The organism is Thermococcus sp. GR6 (assembly GCF_012027415.1).
Lineage (GTDB): Archaea > Methanobacteriota_B > Thermococci > Thermococcales > Thermococcaceae > Thermococcus > Thermococcus onnurineus.
This window is the reverse complement of the sequence record NZ_SNUM01000001.1, coordinates 705,483-724,849: the sequence shown is the minus strand read 5'-3', so window position 1 is coordinate 724,849 and position 19,367 is coordinate 705,483. Positions and strand designations below refer to the sequence as shown.

The 19,367-nt window shown below is 50.7% G+C and carries 19 protein-coding genes; 8 read left to right on the top strand and 11 right to left on the bottom strand.

The genetic code is table 11. From position 1 onward, the window contains the following. The first annotated feature begins 6 nt into the window (after positions 1 to 6). Positions 7 to 1,233, top strand: coding sequence for a hydroxymethylglutaryl-CoA reductase (NADPH) (gene hmgA, locus E3E32_RS04075; RefSeq protein WP_167730363.1), 1,227 nt, complete (start codon positions 7 to 9; stop codon positions 1,231 to 1,233). Positions 1,234 to 1,473: 240 nt separating this feature from the next. Then, on the top strand, positions 1,474 to 2,166 hold the full coding sequence (locus E3E32_RS04070) for a hypothetical protein (protein WP_167730361.1): 693 nt from the start codon (positions 1,474 to 1,476) through the stop codon (positions 2,164 to 2,166). A 37-nt stretch (positions 2,167 to 2,203) separates the two neighbouring features. Here the strand turns inward: E3E32_RS04070 and gatE are convergent, their stop codons facing one another. The 3 genes from gatE to E3E32_RS04055 form a co-directional block, all read right to left on the bottom strand. Continuing rightward, the gene (gene gatE, locus E3E32_RS04065; RefSeq protein ID WP_167730359.1) at positions 2,204 to 4,102 is read right to left on the bottom strand and encodes a Glu-tRNA(Gln) amidotransferase subunit GatE; all 1,899 of its coding nucleotides are present in this window, start codon (positions 4,100 to 4,102) and stop codon (positions 2,204 to 2,206) included. Then, positions 4,102 to 5,421 (bottom strand): Glu-tRNA(Gln) amidotransferase subunit GatD, encoded by a 1,320-nt coding sequence (gene gatD, locus E3E32_RS04060; protein WP_167730357.1) that lies wholly within the window; start codon positions 5,419 to 5,421, stop codon positions 4,102 to 4,104. Before gatD ends, gatE begins: the two co-directional genes overlap by 1 nt. 106 nt (positions 5,422 to 5,527) lie before the next feature. Then, on the bottom strand, positions 5,528 to 5,821 hold the full coding sequence (locus tag E3E32_RS04055; protein ID WP_167730355.1) for a transcriptional regulator: 294 nt from the start codon (positions 5,819 to 5,821) through the stop codon (positions 5,528 to 5,530). Positions 5,822 to 5,866: 45 nt separating this feature from the next. Here E3E32_RS04055 and E3E32_RS04050 point away from each other — a divergent pair, with 45 nt between their 5' ends. From E3E32_RS04050 to rsmA, 5 genes are all read left to right on the top strand, one after another. Next, positions 5,867 to 7,027 (top strand): tRNA pseudouridine(54/55) synthase Pus10, encoded by a 1,161-nt coding sequence (locus E3E32_RS04050; protein WP_167730352.1) that lies wholly within the window; start codon positions 5,867 to 5,869, stop codon positions 7,025 to 7,027. Positions 7,028 to 7,174: 147 nt separating this feature from the next. Beyond that, complete coding sequence (locus tag E3E32_RS04045; protein WP_048055028.1) at positions 7,175 to 7,471, top strand: 50S ribosomal protein L21e; 297 nt, start codon at positions 7,175 to 7,177, stop codon at positions 7,469 to 7,471. A gap of 2 nt (positions 7,472 to 7,473) precedes the next feature. Then, positions 7,474 to 7,836, top strand: coding sequence for an RNA polymerase Rpb4 family protein (locus E3E32_RS04040; RefSeq protein ID WP_167730974.1), 363 nt, complete (start codon positions 7,474 to 7,476; stop codon positions 7,834 to 7,836). Positions 7,837 to 7,905: 69 nt separating this feature from the next. Further along, positions 7,906 to 8,526, top strand: a complete 621-nt coding sequence (locus E3E32_RS04035; RefSeq protein WP_167730351.1) for a DUF655 domain-containing protein — start codon at positions 7,906 to 7,908, stop codon at positions 8,524 to 8,526. Next, a complete protein-coding gene (rsmA, locus tag E3E32_RS04030) occupies positions 8,523 to 9,344 on the top strand; it encodes a 16S rRNA (adenine(1518)-N(6)/adenine(1519)-N(6))-dimethyltransferase RsmA (RefSeq protein ID WP_167730349.1) in 822 nt (273 codons plus the stop codon). Before E3E32_RS04035 ends, rsmA begins: the two co-directional genes overlap by 4 nt. A gap of 31 nt (positions 9,345 to 9,375) precedes the next feature. On the opposite strand, the gene E3E32_RS04025 is transcribed toward rsmA, so the two are convergent. After that, positions 9,376 to 9,930 (bottom strand): ferritin family protein, encoded by a 555-nt coding sequence (locus E3E32_RS04025; RefSeq protein ID WP_167730347.1) that lies wholly within the window; start codon positions 9,928 to 9,930, stop codon positions 9,376 to 9,378. Between the two features lie 93 nt (positions 9,931 to 10,023). Here E3E32_RS04025 and E3E32_RS04020 point away from each other — a divergent pair, with 93 nt between their 5' ends. Next, positions 10,024 to 11,769 (top strand): radical SAM protein, encoded by a 1,746-nt coding sequence (locus E3E32_RS04020; protein WP_167730345.1) that lies wholly within the window; start codon positions 10,024 to 10,026, stop codon positions 11,767 to 11,769. Here E3E32_RS04020 and E3E32_RS04015 read toward each other — a convergent pair. The 7 genes from E3E32_RS04015 to E3E32_RS03985 form a co-directional block, all read right to left on the bottom strand. Further along, entirely contained in the window at positions 11,759 to 12,538 is a 780-nt protein-coding gene (locus E3E32_RS04015) for a hypothetical protein (protein ID WP_167730343.1), read from the bottom strand. The genes E3E32_RS04020 and E3E32_RS04015 overlap by 11 nt on opposite strands. Before the next feature lie 45 nt (positions 12,539 to 12,583). Then, positions 12,584 to 14,401, bottom strand: coding sequence for an S-layer protein (locus E3E32_RS04010; protein WP_167730342.1), 1,818 nt, complete (start codon positions 14,399 to 14,401; stop codon positions 12,584 to 12,586). A gap of 199 nt (positions 14,402 to 14,600) precedes the next feature. Continuing rightward, on the bottom strand, positions 14,601 to 15,425 hold the full coding sequence (locus E3E32_RS04005; RefSeq protein ID WP_167730973.1) for a hypothetical protein: 825 nt from the start codon (positions 15,423 to 15,425) through the stop codon (positions 14,601 to 14,603). 2 nt (positions 15,426 to 15,427) lie between these two features. Then, on the bottom strand, positions 15,428 to 16,474 hold the full coding sequence (gene amrS, locus E3E32_RS04000) for an AmmeMemoRadiSam system radical SAM enzyme (protein ID WP_167730340.1): 1,047 nt from the start codon (positions 16,472 to 16,474) through the stop codon (positions 15,428 to 15,430). Between the two features lie 25 nt (positions 16,475 to 16,499). Continuing rightward, the gene (locus tag E3E32_RS03995) at positions 16,500 to 17,222 is read right to left on the bottom strand and encodes a polysaccharide deacetylase family protein (protein ID WP_167730338.1); all 723 of its coding nucleotides are present in this window, start codon (positions 17,220 to 17,222) and stop codon (positions 16,500 to 16,502) included. Next, positions 17,222 to 18,445, bottom strand: a complete 1,224-nt coding sequence (locus tag E3E32_RS03990; protein ID WP_167730336.1) for a glycosyltransferase family 4 protein — start codon at positions 18,443 to 18,445, stop codon at positions 17,222 to 17,224. The genes E3E32_RS03995 and E3E32_RS03990 overlap by 1 nt, the downstream gene beginning before the upstream one ends. Next, positions 18,421 to 19,299: a lysylphosphatidylglycerol synthase transmembrane domain-containing protein gene (locus E3E32_RS03985; protein WP_167730334.1), complete on the bottom strand. Its 879-nt coding sequence runs from the start codon at positions 19,297 to 19,299 to the stop codon at positions 18,421 to 18,423. Before E3E32_RS03985 ends, E3E32_RS03990 begins: the two co-directional genes overlap by 25 nt. Between the last annotated feature and the right edge of the window lie 68 nt (positions 19,300 to 19,367).

Sequence of the window (19,367 nt, the reverse complement as noted above, 5' to 3'; positions counted from 1 at the left end):
GTTGAAATGAACATGGAAGAGCTCGTGGAGAAGGTAGCTAGCGGAGAAATAAAGTTCCATCAGGTTGAAAAATATACAAACGGCGACAAGAAGCTCGCCACTGAAATAAGAAGGAAAGCCCTTGAGAAAAAGTTTGGGATAAGCCTCGAGAACATTGGACATTACTCCATAGACCCCAACCAAGTCATCGGAAGGAACATCGAGAACATGATAGGCGTCGTCCAGATACCGATGGGCGTTGCCGGACCGCTCAAAATTAACGGCGAATACGCCAAGGGGGAGTTCTACATTCCGCTCGCGACGACGGAGGGTGCACTAGTAGCTTCAGTCAACCGCGGTTGTTCTGCATTGACGGCGGCCGGTGGGGTCAAGACAACAATCATAAGTGATAAAATGACCCGTGCGCCGCTCCTAAAGTGTCCGGACGCGAGAAGGGCAAGAGAGGTTGCGGAGTGGGTCAAGGCAAACATTGGCTACCTCCAGGAGAAGGCTGTCTCTAAAGTTACGCGGCATGGAAAGCTCCGCGACGTTAAGCCCTTCATCGTCGGCAATAACCTCTATCTGAGGTTTGAGTTTGAGACCGGCGACGCCATGGGTATGAACATGGTCACCATCTCGAGCGAGGAGATAATGAAGGTCATCGAAGAGGAGTTTCCGGACGTTAAGTACCTTGCCCTCTCAGGAAACCTCTGTGTTGACAAAAAGCCCAACGCAATGAACTTCATCAATGGGCGCGGAAAGACGGTCATAGCCGAGGCGATAATCCCACGCGAGATCGTCGAGAAAAAGCTGAAGACCACTCCAGAGCTTATCGCCGAAGTCAACTATCGCAAGAACCTTGTGGGTTCAGCCCAGGCTGGCTCCTACGGCTTCAACGCCCACTTCGCCAACATTGTGGGTGCGATATTCCTTGCAACGGGCCAGGACGAGGCGCAGATTACGGAAGGGGCCCACGGCATAACTCTTGCGGAGGTTACCCCAGAAGGGGACCTCTACATCAGCATAACAATGCCAAGCTTAGAGATAGGAACCGTCGGTGGTGGAACTAGGGTCCCGACCCAGAGGGAAGCCTTGAGCATCATGGGAGTCGCCGGCGGCGGTGACCCTCCGGGAACGAACGCCAAGAAGTTCGCGGAGATAATCGCTGGTGCAGTTCTCGCGGGCGAGCTTTCACTGCTAGCTGCAATAGCGGCGAAGCACCTCGCCAAGGCTCACAAGGAGCTTGGGCGTTGAGCTTCTTTCCTCTCTTACCCAACGCTTAAAAATCCTAGAAGAGACGTATTTGGGGATGATGACCATTTCCCTCACTCTGAAGAGTGATGAGGAGCCGATGCTCTGACCCGGATATCCCTGTACTTATTGTAATCTAAGCTGGTGAGAACGCCCAAATTTATCCTTAGTCTCTCTATTATATTCCCGGATAACATAAAGCAAAAGAAAAATTAATTAGGATGTTTCCCAAAAAATGTTGGGATGTCTATGATGGTTACAGTTGAAATAGATGGGGATGCCTGCAGTGTTGTATCAATGAGCAGTCACTCAAAGTTGTTTGAGTTTTTATTTGAGAATATGCCAATACAGTCCCTTCATTACAGGACCTTTCTCGCAGATAAAGGTGTGTACATTGTAGAAACCCACGGGACGAAACTTTTAAGACTGGAATGTCCTGAGGGAAAGAAAGCCCTTCTGCATGAGCTTCATCGTAGTGAAATTGCTCCCCAGGTATTTCTCGAGACGTACCTGAGGACTCTCTTCAACGTGCTTGACTTAGCCAAGATCAAAGAGAAGGTCGTTCTTCAGTATTATGTCGTCGATAAGTTCGTGCAACCTGTAAAAATTGAGATCAAGGATCATCCCGCTGGGTTTAGGAAGGGCTCCTTTACACTAATCGACGAGTTAATTGCTCAAAACTACGGAAAAGTTGGGCTAGGAAACGTTCGAAAGCTGACAAAGATACGATATGACCCATTGGACATCTTTGGTGGGAAAACCATTGGAAACACGATCCTGATTTTCAATAAGCGTGACTTACGTGAGCTGGCGTTCTTGTATTTCGACGACTATAAGACTGCAAAGACGCTGTTTACCCACACAACTGATTTTTATCTGAACAGTGTGTTTTTTGGTCATCTCAAATTCAAAATACGCAAATTCCTTGGCATTTGATGAATTCAAAGAATAAAATGGAACTTAAAAGGAAACTTCAAGGTGCGGATCCTTGGACTTCCTTCAGCTTTTTCTTTACGAGCTGGCTCACGAGCTTTCCGTCAGCCCTTCCGCGGAGCTTCGCCATAGCGCGGCCCATTATCATGCCCATCGCTCCCATACCCTTAGCCTTTATGACTTCGATGTTCTGCTGGATGACTTCGTCTATGATGCGCTCAACTTCCTCCTCGCTGAGTAGTGTCAGGCTCTTTTCTTCAGCAACCTGCTGGGCCGTCTTCTCCGGGTGAAGCGCGAGTTCCTTGAATATCTCATCGAAGGCCTCCTTGGCTATCTTGCCGTTGAGATAGAGTTCGAAAGTCTCCCTGATGTGCTCATCGGTGATGTTTTCGATGGGAACCTCCTTCTTGAGACCCTTGAGTACGACGACGAGTATTGATGCAGCGAGGGACGGCTTGACGCCCTTCGCTATTAGCTCTTCGAAGAGCTCGTCGCGTTCGTCGTTTACAAGGGTTTCAGCAAGGCTCCTGTCGATCTTGTACTCCTTTACGTAGCGTTCGGCCCTCTCCTGCGGGAGCTCTGGCAGGTTGGCGAGTATCTCCTCTTTCATATCCTCCGTGATGAGTATCGGCGGTATGTCCGTTTCGGGATACATCCTTGCCTTGCCGGGAAGCGGGCGCATGTACTGGGTGTTTCCATCGGGTAGAGCTCTCCTTGTTTCCTCCGGCACGCCGTCTATAGCCTCCCTCGCCCTCTGGAGAACCTCACGGAGTGCTTTCTTGGCAGTTCCCTCCTCTGCAGCGATGAGGACGAAGGCGTCATCCTCGTCGAGACCGAGTTTTTCGATAACAGCATTAACCTCTAATTCTGTAATTCCATAATTCGGCAATTCATCAATGTGGAAGATACCTTTCACGTATTTCTTGGCTCTGTCAGCCATCTCAGTTCCGAGCCTCCTGCCGGGCTGAATCTCTTTCCCGATGAGCCCGCGGAACTTGGGGAGCTTAACGGCAAGGACCTTTCCACCGTTATTTATCGTGCGCGCTATTATCTTAGAGCCAGTGTTCTCGAATATCTCAGTGACGTCGTAGAATTCCTCTTTGATGTCCTCTGGCTTGACTCCGCGCCTCCTCAGCTCGTCTCGTATCTCGAGGAGCTTGAGCTGCCTTTCGATTTCTCTCTCAATGATGATTGGTATCATGTCTAGCTCCTGGACTCCCTTGATCTCTACTCTGGCACCGCCCTTTATCGAAATGTTAAGGTCCTGCCTGATGGTTCCAAGACCGCGCTTGACTTTCCTCGTCGCTCTCAGAGCGTCGCCTATGTATTTGGCGACCACCTTTGCCTGCTCCGGGTGGTGTATGTCCGGAGTCGTGCTTATCTCAACGAGAGGAATACCCAGCCTGTCGAGGCGGTAGATTACCTCCTTGTCTTTCCTCTCGACTATTCTACAGGCGTCCTCTTCAAGGCAGATCGTTGGGATTCCAACACTTCCCCACGGTGTGTCCACCTTTCCGTTCATGGCTATTATTGCCGTCCTCTGGAAGCCTGAGACGTTGGAGCCATCTATGACGATTTTACGCATGAAGTGAACCTCGTCAATGGGAGTGGCGTTGAGAAGGTAGGAAATCTGAAGGGCGACCTTGAGGGCTTCTTCATCCGGCATGTGTGGCGGCTCTTCGTCAATGTAAACGAGGTCTGCCAGTTCGTAACTGCCCTCGTAGATGTAAGTCCTCCCCTTCTTGAACTCCTCCAGAGCGGCCGGATCAATCTCGCCGAGCTCGCTTATAGTTGGCCTTAAACGACGCTGGAAGATGAACTCCACCTCGTCGCTCAGCTCGCTTGGAACGGGTGAGAATAGCTTTTTGGTGTCGAGTTGCCTGTGGATTTCAAGACCGACCTTAAGACCGAGCTTCTCGTAATCGTACGCCATTGTCATCACCTCAGGAACGTGTCAAACCTCGTGTAGGGCGTTATCTCGCCCGCGTAGTTCGTGAGCATCATTTCCCTGACCTCTTTTGGATCATCAGTGTGGCCGAGCACCCACATAAGCTTGACGTAAGCCGTCTCTGGAAGCATGTCTTCGCACGGAATAACGCCCGCCTTGAGGAGCCTTCTTCCAGTGGAGTAAACATTGAGATTTACCCTGCCGTAGAGACACTGACTCGTCATGCAGACGGCAACGCCTTCCTCAGTAGCGCGTTGTATTGAGTCTATGACGTAGGTCGGCACGTGGCCGAGACCGGTTCCCTCTATGACTATGCCCTTGTACCCCTTGTCCACGAAGAAGTCTATTATCTCGGTGCTCATTCCGGGGAAGGCCTTTACCAAAGCGACCTTCTCCTCCATCTCATCGTCGACCCAGACCTCGCTTTCAGTCCTTCTGCGGTAGTCCTTTCTGAGGAACTCAATCTCACCACCCGGCCATATTCTGGCTATCGGTATATCGTTTATGCTCCTGAAGGCGTCCCTCCTGCTGGTGTGCATCTTCCTGACCTTGGTTCCCCTGTGAGCGAGGCAGTATGTGTCACCCGTCTCCCCATGCATTACAACGGCAACCTCGCCGAAATCAGCCCTTGCCATCCTGACAGAGCATATGAGGTTCATCGCCGCGTCGCTGCTCGGCCTGTCCGAGCTTCTTTGAGCGCCGACGAGTATGACCGGCTTGCCTAAATCCCTGAGCATGAAGCTCAAAGCCGATGCGGTGTATGCCATCGTATCCGTTCCGTGGGCTATGATGACGCCGTCCTCGCCGTTGTTCAGTATGCCCGCAACTTCGTGGGCTATCCTGACCCAGTACGTCGGGCGCATGTCCTCACTGAGGATGTTCATAAGGAGCTTCGGCGTTATGTTGGCTATTTCAAAAATCTCCGGAACTGCCTTGGCAAGTTCCTCCGCAGTGAAAGCCGGATGGACGGCTCCAGTCTTGTAGTCTATCCTGCTTGCTATGGTCCCGCCCGTTCCAAGGATAGCAACGTTTGGAAGCTCTGGCCTTTTCGGAAACACTTCCTCGAACTCTACTTCCTCTCTTGGCTTAGCCTTCTCGATGATTTCAACTGAAACTATCTGGTCAACGAGGATTCCAATGTTGTAGCCATTGTCAAGCTTGAGCGTAAGCGTCTCGCCGGTGGAGAGCTCGTAGGGGTTCATGACTATTCCTTCATAGATGCTCTTGTTTCCGTTATCCTTTTCGATTATTCTGACGTAATCCCCAACACTGAGGCCCTTTTCCTGCATAAACCGCTCAACTTTGCGCATAGCCTTTCCCTCCGCCTTATACTGGTGAGAGGTTAATATAAACCTTCGGGCTGGATGAATGACAAGAATCTCCCAAAAATTTGGATGAATTCTGTCATAATGACAATTACTTAGGTGCTATCTTAAATCTAGGCTCCTCTACCCACTCTGACTTGCACTTCGGACAGCGGGAGGGTATGTTTATCTCCGGCCTGAAGATAAAGCCACACTTCCTGCACTCGGCGGGCTTTATGAGAAGAACCTTTCCCTCACGCTTAAGGGTCTTTTGTATGGCCTTCAGGTCTTCGAGTATTACCTTTTTCGCCCCTCTGCCGCGGAGTTCCAATGCTACTGCCAGCTCACCCGGTGAGTAATCGCGCTCCTCCAAAAGCTTTATTATGCGCTGCCTACGAGTCATCATCGCGAGATTGTCGGAAAGGTGAGATATAAAGCTTAGGGTGGGAACATGATAGTCGAGAAGGCTGAAAAGGTTCTTGAAGCAAATAGCCTCTGTGACCACTGCCTCGGCAGGCTCTTTGCCCGGCTTGGAAGAGGTACTAACGAGGAACGCGGGAAGGCAATAAGGTTCGTCCTCAACATGGAGCGCTCAGCGAAAGGATTAGAGCCAATAGAAGAGGCTGAGAAGTGTGAGCTCTGCGGGAACGTTTTTGAGAGGATTCCCGAACTCATTGAACTCATGAAAAAGGTGAGCAAAGGGATAGAGTTCGACACTTTTTTAGTCGGTTCCCGCTTCTCCGAGGAGATAAAGGAGAGAGAAAAAGCCCTCTGGGAGGAGTTCGGTATAGACACTGGCGAGCCCATAAACAGAGAATTCAACCGCGAGCTTGGCAAGGCCTTTGGCCTCGCAACTGGAAAGGATACCTCAAAAACTCCGGATGTTGTTTTCATAGTCGAGCCATATTCGGGGAAGATCGAGCTTCAGATAAATCCCCTCTACATTTATGGTCGCTATAGAAAGCTTGTTAGGGGCATTCCGCAGACGCCCCTTCCGGAATTCGAGGAGAGCGTTGCGTCTATAATTTGCCGTCCATTTTCCAGGGCTGCGGGGGGGAAGTGCGTCTTTAAGGGCGCCGGCAGGGAGGATGTTGACGTTAGGATGCTCGGCAATGGCAGGCCCTTCATCCTTGAGATAAAAGGGCCAAAGAAAAGGAAGCTCGATCTCGGAGCTATAGCAAAGGAGATAAATGCGAGCGGAAAGGTGGAGGTTCTTGACCTTCGTTTTGTGACCACTAAGGAGGCTGAGGAAGTTCTCACAAAGAACCACCGGAAGGAATACCTCGCCCTGGTTCTCGTTGAAGACGGTGCAACTCCAGAGGAAGCCAAGGAAGTGGCGAGAGAGCTTAGAGGGCTTGAGATACACCAAAGAACGCCCTGGCGCGTGAGGAAGGCGAGAGCCGACAAAGTAAGGGTCAAGAGGATTCATGAAGCGGAGGCAAGATGGATAGACGAGAAGCACTTTGAGTTGAGGCTAATCACCGATGGCGGCCTCTACATCAAAGAGCTCATCTCGGGTGATAAAGGAAGAACCAAGCCTTCCGTTAGCGACCTCCTCGGGAAGCCAGCCTGGTGCGAAAGGCTGGATGTTCTGAACATCCTCGATGAGTGAAAACTTTATAAACGCTTTTCGCCGATTGGGTAACGAAGCCATAATAGGCTTAGTCCATACGCCGAAAAGGTTTGAAAGTCTGAAAAAGCCCTAATGGATGTCTATATACCCTTTGCGGGATGGGTAAAAATCTGTGAGGTGATTGGTATGGTTCAGAAGGCCCACAGCTTTAGGAGGAAGACCAGGGGGAAGCTCAGCAAGAAGCCGAGGAGGAGAGGTCTCCCGCCGCTCACTAGGTTCCTCCAGGAGTTTGAGGTCGGGCAGAAGGTTCACATCGTCATCGAGCCTAGCTACCACAAGGGCATGCCCGACCCAAGATTCCACGGAAGGACCGGAACCGTTGTTGGCAAGCGTGGCGATGCCTACATCGTCCAGATTAGGGACGGCGGCAAAATAAAGACCTTCTTCATCCACCCAGTCCACCTCAGGGCTCAGAAGGGATGAGCATGATAGGAAGGAAAAAGCTCGAGGAGCGTTATCTTACCATAGCGGAGACCAAAGAGCTCCTCGAGAGGCGTAAGGCCGAGGGTGTGGAGGAGAACCCGGAGGAGCCGATGTTCTACGAGGCCAGGGTTAGCCTGGAACATGCCGAGCGCTTTGCCAAGCTCAAGCCGGAGCAGGCGAAGGAACTCAAAGAGAGGCTCCTGGCTCTCTTTGAATGGCTCGACGAGAGGCTGGCAGCTAAGCTTGTTGACCTCATGCCAGAGGACTACTTCGACATCCGTGTTATCTTTACCAAGGAAGACTACATGCCTACTCGGGAAGAGGCTGAGGAGATAATAAAGCTCCTCGACGACTACAGGGAGTGACTCCCTTCTTTCCCTTTTCTCGACAAAGTATAAAAACTCCTGATGGGTATAATTTCTGGGGGAGAGAAAATGGATAGGTACCGGAGGCATTCTTACAGGGAGAGTCTCGAAAAGAAGAGGCGGAATGTTGAGTATGAGGAGTACGCCTATGTGCTGGACTATCTGCCGGAAGGATACACTGATTTGAAGACCGGCAGGAGAACCGGAAAGCCTGTGGCACAGGTAATAGGTGAAAAGGCATTCACTCTTCTCGAGGTGGCTCCAAGGGAGGATCTGATGCTGTACGAGAGGGTATTCATAGGCAAGGGGCAGAGGGATAAGATTCTCATGATCAACAAGAAGATCCATTACGATGATCTCACTGCTACCGCTAAGGCCGAACTCCCCTATGTTGTGGAAGAGATAGTCAAGAACAATGAAGAGCGTTTTGTCCAGTTCTTCAACATCGCCCCGCCGATAACCAACAGGCTCCACAGCCTCGAGCTTCTTCCGGGAATAGGCAAGAAGCACATGTGGGAAATCATAGAGGAACGTAAGAGGGAGCCCTTCAAGAGCTTTGAAGATCTGAGGCACAGAGTTAAGGGTCTTCCTGATCCAGCAAAGATGATAGCCAAGCGCGTTGTTGATGAGCTTGAAGGGAAGGATCGCTACAGGCTCTTCGTTGGTTCCAGGAGGATATTCAGGGTATGAGGGAGCGCCTCTTTTCTCTCATTTCTAAATACGGATTAAGAGCAAACTCTGACCTTGGACAGAACTTTCTAATAGTAGACGATATCATCGAGAGAAATGTTGAGAGGGCTGAACTTAGCGGAAGAGATGTCGTTCTTGAAATCGGCCCCGGACTTGGTGTTCTCACGGATGCGCTCAGCAAGTGTGCCGGGAAGGTTTATGCCATAGAAAAGGACCCACGTCTTGTTGAAATACTGCGAAAGGAGTACAACTGGTCCAACGTCGAGATAATAGAGGGAGACGCTCTAAAGGTTGATTTTCCAGAGTTTAACAAAATAGTCTCAAACCTGCCCTATCAAATTTCCTCCCCGATAACCTTCAGGTTCATCAGATACGGATTCGAGAGAGCCGTTCTTATCTACCAGCTTGAGTTCGCACAGAGAATGGTGGCAAGGCCGGGCGACAGGAACTACTCTCGCCTCTCACTGATGGTTCAGGCCAAGGCCTACGTTGAACTCGTCGAGAGGATTGGAAGAGGTGCGTTCTATCCCCGGCCAAAGGTTGACTCTGCAGTCGTTGTCCTTGAACCCAAGCCGAAAAGTGAGGCCATAGAACTGAATGAGGATCTCGTTAGGGCTCTCTTTCAGCACAGGAGGAGCACGGTTACTGCCGCATTGAAGAAATCCCACCACATGCTCGGTCTCAGCAAGGCTGAGTTCAAGAATGTTAAAGATGTGATAGCCTCGGCACCTTATGCAGAAAAAAGAGTATTTCAGCTCTCTCCTGAGGAGGTTAAGGAAATAGAGGCATACCTAAAGGTTAACAACATCATCCGGTAAAAATTAAGCGCGGAAAATGTACAGAATTATCTCATTCTTCTTCCTCTTCGGGATCATCTCCGAAGAGTGCCACATAAAGACTTCTCAGCTTTTCGTAATGCCCATTCTCAATCTCCGCTAGCCAGATGAGAGTCGCTCTTGCTTTTTCGTCGGAAGTGTGATTCGCCAGGTAGCTGTAAACGTCATGTGCAATTTTCTCGGTGCCCATTAAGTACTCGAGAATGCCCCGGAGGTTTCCCTTAAACACCATCTCTCTGAGGCGATCTTCGGACAGCTCCACCTCTAGGGCGGGGACATTAACCTTAATAACTTCCTCGCCTGGATACATAGTACGGTACAGTTTTAGCAGTGTTTCGGCGTGTCCCAAGCAGTCTTTATACATACTGAAGAAAAGCTTTGGAACCCGCTCGTCCCAGTTGACCTCCTTGCTCATTGTGTAGAGCTTGTAGTACATTTCAGATTCCTTCACTTCCTGATCTATCCAATGAGCCATGAGCTCCTTGGTATTGAGCTGGGAAAGTGCTTCGAGAATTCTTTTAAATTTGGCTTTTTCTCTTTCTTTCGTTTTGTAAAGGGGACTGGTCATAATTATCCTCCCATATATCCTAGGAAGCAAACCGTTTATACTTTTCGATTTGATATCGATTGGTTTTTAAGAGGCACAATAGATTCATCCATCATGATAGTTGCTATCATCGATGGTTATACCGATGAGCCGGCTGGATTGGGTGTTCCCCCATACCTTGGTATATATCCGCGCTACGCCTACGGTGCCATTAAAAAGGCACGTAAAGATGTTAGCGTGTTCTATTTGACCATAGATGACCTTCGGGCAACGTTTGAGGGTGAAAGGGGAGTTGCCACTAAAAACAAGACACCAAATTTCCCAAAAACGAAAGAGATACTCGAAAGGGCTGACGTTATAATCTACATCGGGGGTCTCCACACTCCGGGTAAGTACCTCTCAGCTGTCCCCTCTCAGGTTGAAGAGGTTGCCCTGTTCCTAAAGCCCTTTAAAGGAGTTAAAATACTTGGAGGACCGGCTTTCATGGGTTCTGCCCACCAGGGTGGGACAAAGATAACCTCTCGGGAGCTGATGTTGGCTCAGACGGTCTTTGACCACATCGTTTACGGGGACTTGGAGGCTTTTCTTTATGATTTCTTCCGGAATCCCAGAGAAGCCGACCCCTTCAGGTTTCGAACCTATGACGAGCTTCGCGATTACGCCCTCCTGGGTGCAGAGGTCGTGACGCAATTTCCTGACTTCCCAGATTTCGTCATAGTTGAGATTGAGACCCAGCGTGGCTGTCCAAAGGCTATGGGCATAGGCGGCTGCTCCTTCTGCACGGAGCCCGTGAGATATAGAAAGGTCGAGGACAGATCCATTGAGGATATTGTGAGGGAAGTTGAAGTTCTCTACAACCTTGGCGTGAGACACTTCCGCGTCGGTAGGCAGAGTTGCATCTTTTCCTATATGGCAAAATCAAACGGCCGCGTTCCCATACCCAATCCCGAAGCCATTGAAAGACTCTTCCGCGGAATCCGCTTAGTCGCTCCTGACATAAAAACCCTCCACGTGGACAATGCAAATCCTGCGGTGATAGCGAACTATCCTGAGGAGAGCAGGGAGATAGCAAGGGCACTCATTGAGTACGGTACACCCGGAAACGTCGTTGCCTTCGGACTTGAGAGTGCTGACCCAAAGGTGGCCAAGCTCAACAACCTGAACGCCACTGCCGAAGAAACCTACGAGGCGGTTAAGCTGCTCAATGAGGTAGGGGGAAAGAGGGGCTACAACGGAATGCCATGGCTCCTCCCAGGGATAAACATACTCTTTGGTCTTCCTGGAGAGACAAAGAAGAGTTACGAGCTGACTTTCCAGTTCCTCAAAAAGCTCCTCGACGATGGCCTGATGGTCAGGCGCATAAACATACGTCAGGTGGTTGTCTTCCCCGGAACCCCTCTCTGGCATATGAGAAATAGAGTAAAGACCGAGAAGCACAAGAAGCTCATCCAGCACTACAAGTACAAGATAAGACATGAAATTGACCTTCCAATGCTTAAGAGGGTCGTGCCTGTTGGAACGGTTCTCAGGGACGTTAGAGCTGAGGTTTACGACAACGGCCTTACGTACGGCAGACAGATAGGGAGCTATCCACTGATAGTTGGCATTCCCAAAGAAGTCGAGCTTAACAGGTTCTACGATGTTTTAATAGTCGATCACGGCTTTAGAAGCATAACAGGCATTCCGATACCCATAAATGTGAACCAGGAGAGTCCAAAGATTCTTCAGTACATTCCTGGTATCGGTAAGAAGAGGGTTGTGAAGATTCTGTCTAGGAGGCCTTTCAGAGATGAAAAGGAATTCTTTAATGTGGTTGGAGATGAGGGAAAAAGAATACTGAAAGATTTAATCACTCTGTAGTGTTCCTCTTTTCTGGCCATGAGAAGCCTATGAGGTTCTCGATGAACACAACCTCAGCCCTCAAAGTTTCGTCGGTGACTCCCTCTATTACCAGCACTCCCTTGCGGGGAGTGAATATTCTGTTTTCCGTTGCTCCTTCTGCTGGACCGATCAGGAGCACAACAAGGTGGTCCGGATTCCCTATCTTGCCGCGGCCGATATCGATTTTAGTCCAGAAGTTCAGGTAGGTCTTCCTGTATCTCAGCCACGTCTGGTTGAAAGCGTACTGCTTGGCGGTTACGTTGTCGTAGCCCATTTCGAGGCCCTTAATGTAGTAGTTGGTTGTGAAGATGTTGGACACCACCCCGGATATCTCAGAGACGGTGAGTGTTCTGTATTTGCAGTCTCCAAGATACAGCTGGGGGTTATCTTTACAGTTCTCCACGGAGGGGTCGCCGATAACTATCGTGAAGTACTCATAAAAGCCTCTGATGGTCATATTCAGGTCAACTTCTGGACTGCCTGTAATGTAGCTGTCCACGGTAATGTTGAATATCTTGGAGCCCGCTGGGGGAGCAGTTCCCTGCTCGATAAGCTTCTGGTACTGTTCAGCGGTGAGGGCGTAGAACTGAGCAGATGGCGTGTATATTATCACATATTGGGTGGATGCTCTGGGTGGCTTTGGGCTGATGACGTTGTTGAAGTTATGATACGAGTACATTACATAGCTGATTGGAGCAATGACTATGAAGAGAACTACAAGAACAACTGCAAACCTCTTTTGATTCAAGGCTAAAACCCCCAGAAGAGAGAATTAAAAGAGAAGGAAAGGCCTTCAGAGGCCAGCGAGGTACTCCATAAGGGCCTCGGCGGCAGCCTTGGTTTCGTCCCTGGTAGCACCAGCGACGATGACAACGTCGTAGCCGCCAAGGGCATCCTGGATGTACTCGATGTCGCCTGGGCTGTTGTACCAGTCAACCTGGCTGATGCCCTGCTCGACGAGGTACTGGGTGACGCTGTTGGCGACCGGACCACCAACGAGGATGAGGTTGCTTCCTGGGTCCTCAAGGTTGACCTCGTAGTCCATGACGGTTATCGGGCTGGCGACCGGCTTGACCATTACCTGGTCGGCGTAGATGCCAGCAACGTAGTACTCGGTGTCAAGGACATTGTCGCCAACGCTGAGTTCAATCTCGCTGACAGTACCCTCCTTCTCGGTGAGGGCTATGTATGCGTAGGCAACGACGCGGTCAACGTCGTCGATGGTACCGTTTCCGTCGATGTCGTAGCCGACAGCAGCCTCGTTGAGGGTGTACATCTCGAACCAGTACTTGAGGTCGTAGGTGCCGAAGATGTCAACCGGGTTGCCCTCGAGGGTGTCGAGGTTGGTAAGGGTTATGTTGGTGATGTAGGTGCCGTCGGTCTTTATAGTCATCTCCCAGGTCTTGCCATCGTAGATGATGGTGCGACCGCTGGTGTAGGTGTCGACGTCAACCTGAGCCTCAATGGAGGCTATGAGGTGGCCGTCGATACCAACGAAGGTGTCCCTAAGGGTGAGGATGACTGCGCCGTCTCCGAAGACGTCAACTGGGGTGTCCTTCTCAAGGATCATCTGGTCGCTCTCCTGGCCGGTGACAGCGTTCTTAATGACGACAAGGGCCCTCTGGTCAATGATGCTTATGTCGAGGACGGTGACGATCCAGTCGGTGCCCTCGATGGCCTGCGGCTGGCCGACCTGGTACCAGGCGGTACCCTTGTCGAGACCGGCGGTGAAGGTGTCGTTTCCGACGCTAAGGACGTAGTATGTCTCGCCGAAGACGGTGAAGGTTCCACCGGCAGCGACACCTGGGCTGTAGACGCCAACTTCGGTTCCACCGGCAGCAGCCATGTTCTCGGCGTCGCCGATGTACCAGTCAGTAACAGTTGCATACTCGGCCGGGACGCCCCACTCTGGGTAAGCAGGCCTGACCTCAGTGGTGTATGAGACGGTGTAGTTGTAGAGGACGTAGTCAACGAAGACGGTGACGTTGCCTGGGGTGACGATGAGGTCAGCGTCCTTGGGTGGCATGGTACCGTCCCACTCAGCGGGGTCCTTGGAGCTGAGCTGGACGTTCTTGAGGGTGATGTGCCAGTCGATAAGCTGCTCGTCACCGGTCTTGTCCTTGTCGGCGATGGTGGTAGTGACCATGAAGTTGCCTACCCAGTCAGTGTAAGTGCCGGTGTAGTTGACTCCGTTGTACCAGTAGTCACCCGGAAGCTCCTCGTAAGTGGTAGCCCAACCAGCAAGCTCACCGGCAGTGTAGTTGAGTCCGTGGTCAACAGTCATAGTGTCAAAGTTGTAAGCGTAGATGGTCCACTCATCGAGGGTGGCGGGTGGGTACTCGGCCTTGATCTTCACGTAAGCGTTCTGGGCCTCCACCTGCTCGGTGGTGTAGAGCAGGCTTCCAAGGGCAACGGCTATGTCAGCGGCGCTGGCAACGTCCATGGCAGCAGCGTTACTTCCAACAACGATTTTAACGTTCGGGGTTCCATCGGCGTTAACGAAGAAGTCCTTCGGAATCTCCGGAACGGTCGGCTGGGCACTGGCAAAGCCGACGGTGGCTCCAACCATTGCGGCACCAACTGCAAGGGCCGCGATCTTCTTCACTTTCATTTCCCAACACCTCCTTGAGTTTGGGCTTACGCCCTAGGATGGTCTAACATGTGTTGTCAATCACTCTCTACCGGATAAGGGTATATATACTTTTCGCTTTCAGACCCTTTCTCTGCTTAAAAAGAGCACGCTAATTGCCGTAAAAATGAAAGGGAGCTTAATTAAATGCCTATAAGGTATTCGCCTTTTGCCGATAATATCATGGGTTGAGTTTGAACTTGGTGTTCTTTTTCTCCATGATCAGTTTCTTTATGGGCCTTGTAACGAGTTCATTGACGAAGCTGCCCAGGTCTGTTAGCGTGTTCTGGAGCTCGTTGGCTGTGACGTCGATGATCTCGGGCTCAAGGATAGAAATTGCTACTGGAGCGTACTTTGCAGTCAGCTGGACGAGAGTTTCGAAGGGGGAAAGAAGCTCTGCCGCCAGAAGACCCTTAAACTGGCCATCTTCCTCCTGCCCCTGAACGGCGAGCTTGTTTATCCTGCACCCCTCAATTGTCAGAGCCTTTGCCATCGTGGTTTTTATACCCTCCTCGTTCTCCCCGAAGACTTCTATGACGAAGCGGTAGAGGATGCTCCTGTCTTCGACTATAAAGTCCTCAATTTCATCCCTTGAATAGCCGATTCTTGGCTCTGGAAGGTCGTCGAGCTTTGGATAAACTGCCAGCCCTCCGAATTCTTTCATGAGCTTGCCCATGAAGAGTGAGACCTCTCCGAGAATTTTCATGAGTCTCCTAGACTCTATCTCAATCTTTCCGGGTTTGAGAACCTCAACGATGGCTGGAGAATATTTAAGGGCTAGTCGGATTACGTTTTCTAGATCTCCGGAAATCCCGGCTTCTATAACTCCAGAATACTTAAGGGGCTCCTCATCTTCGTTTTCCAGCACGTCTTCGACGTTTACGTATTTGATTTTGACACCCTTCTCGTTTTTGAGGCTCTTGGCGGTCTCCTCCAGGGCCCTTTCTAAAACTTTCTTGTCGTTGCCAAGGGCTTCTATGTAGAAAATAACCTCAATCTCTGCCAATTTCACCACCACATCCAATCATATCGCTTTTTCTTGTAAGTACCAACTATCGGAATCGGTTCACCGCAGTACTCACACTTCCCGCCCTTCACGTGGTACTCGGTGATTTTGAATCCCCAGCGGACTATTAAAGGTTTGCCACACCTCGGGCAGTATGTGTTCTCCCCTTCGTGTCCGGGCACGTTGCCAGTATAGACGAACTTCAATCCCTCTTTCTTTGCCACGCGATACGCCATCTCGATGGTTTCGAGCGGTGTTGGCGGAAAGTGAGTCAGCTTGTAGTGCGGGAAGAAGCGCGAGAAGTGAACGGGAGTATCGTCACCGAGGCTCTCGACGACCCACCGAGCGAAGGCCCTTATCTCCTCTTCCCGGTCATTGAGCGTTGGAATGATAAGATAGGTCAGCTCAACGTGAATTCCAAGCTCCTTCTTAGCTATCTCCGCGGTTCTCTTGCTTGGCTCTCTGCTTGGTACGCCCGCTATCTTCATATAGAACTCATTACTGAAAGCCTTGATGTCGATGTTCATGGCGTCTATGTAGGGTGCCAGTCCCCTGAACGGCTCCTCGCTGATGTAGCCGTTGGTGACGAGGATGTTGTTCAGGCCTTCCCTCCGCGCTATCTTTGCAGTATCTAGCACAAACTCGTACCAGATTACAGGATCATTGTATGTGTACGCTATGCTCTCACAGCCGTAGCGTTTAGCCAATTCAACTACTTCGGGAGGAGAAACGTCCCGGATATAGGGGAGGCTCTCATCTGCCTGGCTTATCTCCCAGTTCTGGCAGTGCTTGCAGTGCATGTTGCAGCCGACGGTTCCGATCGAGAATGCGCAGGAACCGGGCCAGAAATGGAACAGGGGCTTCTTCTCAACTGGGTCTGTTGCCATGGACGAAACCTTTCCATAGTTAAGCGTGTAGAGCTTTCCTCCTATGTTCTTCCTTATCCTGCAGGAGCCCCTCTGGCCCTCATTGATGATGCAGTTAAGCGGGCACAAGCGGCATCTCACCTTACCCCCCTCTAGGGGCTCCCAGTACATCGCTTCTCTCATATATCATCACCAAGGAGAAGTATGCTTACTTCCGTTTAAGCTTTTGGTATCTATCGTAGTACTCACGCATTGTCAAAAATTCGGCGCCCTGGCTCTTGTAGTAATCGATCAGCTTTCCGAGTAGCTCTATAGCTTTATCGCCCGTGTTGAATTTACAATCAAGCCTTATCTTTTCCTTCTGCATCGGCACGAATTCCCAGGGATGGGCAAAGTAAATCTTTGGTTCGCTTAGTTTTGCATGTATGAGCTTCTGGACGCCCCAGGGGAGCCTTATAACGGAAGAAGTAGTCGATGCTGGGACTTCAAGTACGCTTCCAAAGAACTTAACCCCATCTTGGTAGCCCTTGTACCTTGCCTTGGAGGAGTCAACTAAGATGCCGTTCTTTTCCAGTATATCATAATAGCAATTTGGGAACTGCAGGTTGGGGGCCCTAAAGGAGACTACTTCGCCAAACTCCCTGAGAACCTTAATGGATTTCTCTATGGCCTTCTTTCCTTTGTCTTTGGATAGCTTATCCAGTCTCTCGTGGTTGTAGTTATGGCTGCCCAGCTCATGACCCTCATCAATCACTCGCCTGACCAACTCTGGAAAGCGCTTCGCCATCTCGGCCGTGAAGAAGAATGTGGCCCTAATTTTTTTCTCGGCCATGAGGTCCAGGAGCTTTGGCAGGCCTTCCCTCATTCCCCTCGTTGTCGTTAGGTACGGCGGACAGTCGTGCTCAACGTCAAAGGTTATCGAAACCAGCATCAGCTGCTCCTCCTGATGAGTTTGTACAGCAGGTATCTTTTGTCTGTTCCATCGGCACTTTCCATCGTGAGCCTGTAAACCCTCAGGAGCTTTTTAAGTATGATATCCCAGGAAAACTCCTTTTCCGCACGTCTCCTGGCCTCTGTCCCCATTCTTTCTATGAGGTCCTCGTTCGTGAGAACCTGCGCAAGCTTCCGGCTAAGCTCTTCCTCACTGTTTCCAAGGAATCCTGTGACGCCGTCCACTATAAGGTCCGACAACCCGCTCTCGTTCCTGCCAACTATTGTTCTCCCTGTGGCCGAGGCCTCGAGACCCACCATTGGGAACGCTTCAAGCATTCCAGGCATAAGCACTATATCTGCCGCCCAGTAGAACTCCATCACCTTCTCTCTTGGCATGAAGTCAAAGAGCGTTGTGCGTTCGGCCAGTCCAGTTACATTGAGATTTTCTTCGAGTTTGGGCCTCATAACACCGTTTCCAACCGCTATCAGCCGTATCCTCCTCTTGTCGATCCCCGAAAGCTTGATGGCTGAGGAGATGACGAAGGGCAGCCTGTGAGCCTGTTTTCTCTCCGTCATCCTGCCTATGTAAAAGAGGACTATCTCATCGGAAAGTCCAAGGGCTTTTCTGGCCTTCTCTCTCTCCTCTGGCTCAGGAGGCCTCCATTTTTCGACATCGATACCGTTTGGAACGACAACCACTGGCCTGCCGTTCAGCTTATTTTCGAGCAGATGCTTTGTGTCATTGGCCACAGGGGTGCTTACGGCGATGAAGGAATCGATCCTCCTTAGGTGATATCTTAGCATAGGACCCAGAATCGGGCCGATCCGGGGATTCCCGTAGAAGGAGTGGTTCGTGGCAACGACCGGAACCCTTCTGATACCTCTGGAGAGGTTAGCGACGGCTATCGAAAATGGTGAGTAGATGCTGTGGACGTGAGTTATATCGAAGCCAACCTCTTTATAGAACTCGTTTATCTTCCACAGCTGGCCGAGACCCACGCTAATGTGATGACTTTTCACGTAAATGGACGCTGGAAACCTCCTGACAGGATATGGAAAGTCATCTCCGTAAGGTCTTAGATGGCGGTAGTCATGGGTGATGACGTAGGGCTCATGCCCGGCCTTGAGAAGGTTACGGGCGAGCTCATCCATGTGGGTCTCGATTCCACCGATTTTGGGAAAAAACCAGTCGGAGGCTATTGCGATTTTAAGGCTTTCCATACCTCTCGCCCTCCGGACGTTAGCAGTACAATGAATCCCACGAGGCTGCTGAGCACGTAGGAGACGAAGCGCTCCAGTAGAGTTATAGAAACTGCGAAGCCTAGCGGAATGCCGAAGTGGGTTAGCGTTCCAACAAGACCCCCTTCGATGATGCCAATGCCCCCGGGAGTAAAGGCCACAAGGCCCAGGAGCAGGTTGGCTATGGAGATAACCGCGATAAGGCTAAGGCTCAGGTCAAATCCAAAGGCTAGTGTTATGAGCTTGAGCCTTACGACGTCGAGTATCCAGACGGCGGAGCTGAGAAGGATTCCCGCTAGAGTTATGTTGTGGCAATCCCTAAGGGAGAGAATTTTCTCCATATCCTCCTCACTCACGGGAGTCTTGAAAATCTTGAGGGAGAAGCTCACGAAGGAGCCCCATTTAATCCATATTGCTGCAGCGCCGGCAATTCCTATCAGGAGCAGAACATCCGGCATGGTTGAAAAGTACATCATTCCAATCAGGAACAGGACAAAGACAGGCACCGTCTCAAGGATACGCTCGTATATTATACTCACCGTGGATATCCCCATAGGGACCTTGCTTTTTCTGCTTATCCAAGTAATTCTCAGCAGTTCACCGCCGCTACGGCTCATGGGTGTTATGTTGTTCATAAATATGGACGCCAGAATGGCTTTTACCAGCTCGAGGAGCGGAACCTCTTTCCCCATACCCTTAAGAATGAGCTTCCAGCGGATGGCGTAGAGCACGACGCTTAGATAGTATGTGAAGAGTGCTAGGGCTAGGTAATGCAGGGGAATTTCTCCGATGAGGGTTAGGTACTGCTCAGTTGATGCAGCGATGTTCTCGAACATGCTCTCGCCAACCTTTACTCACGATGACAGTTTATAAATCTTATCCGAGTTCTGAGGGTAAGGGGGAA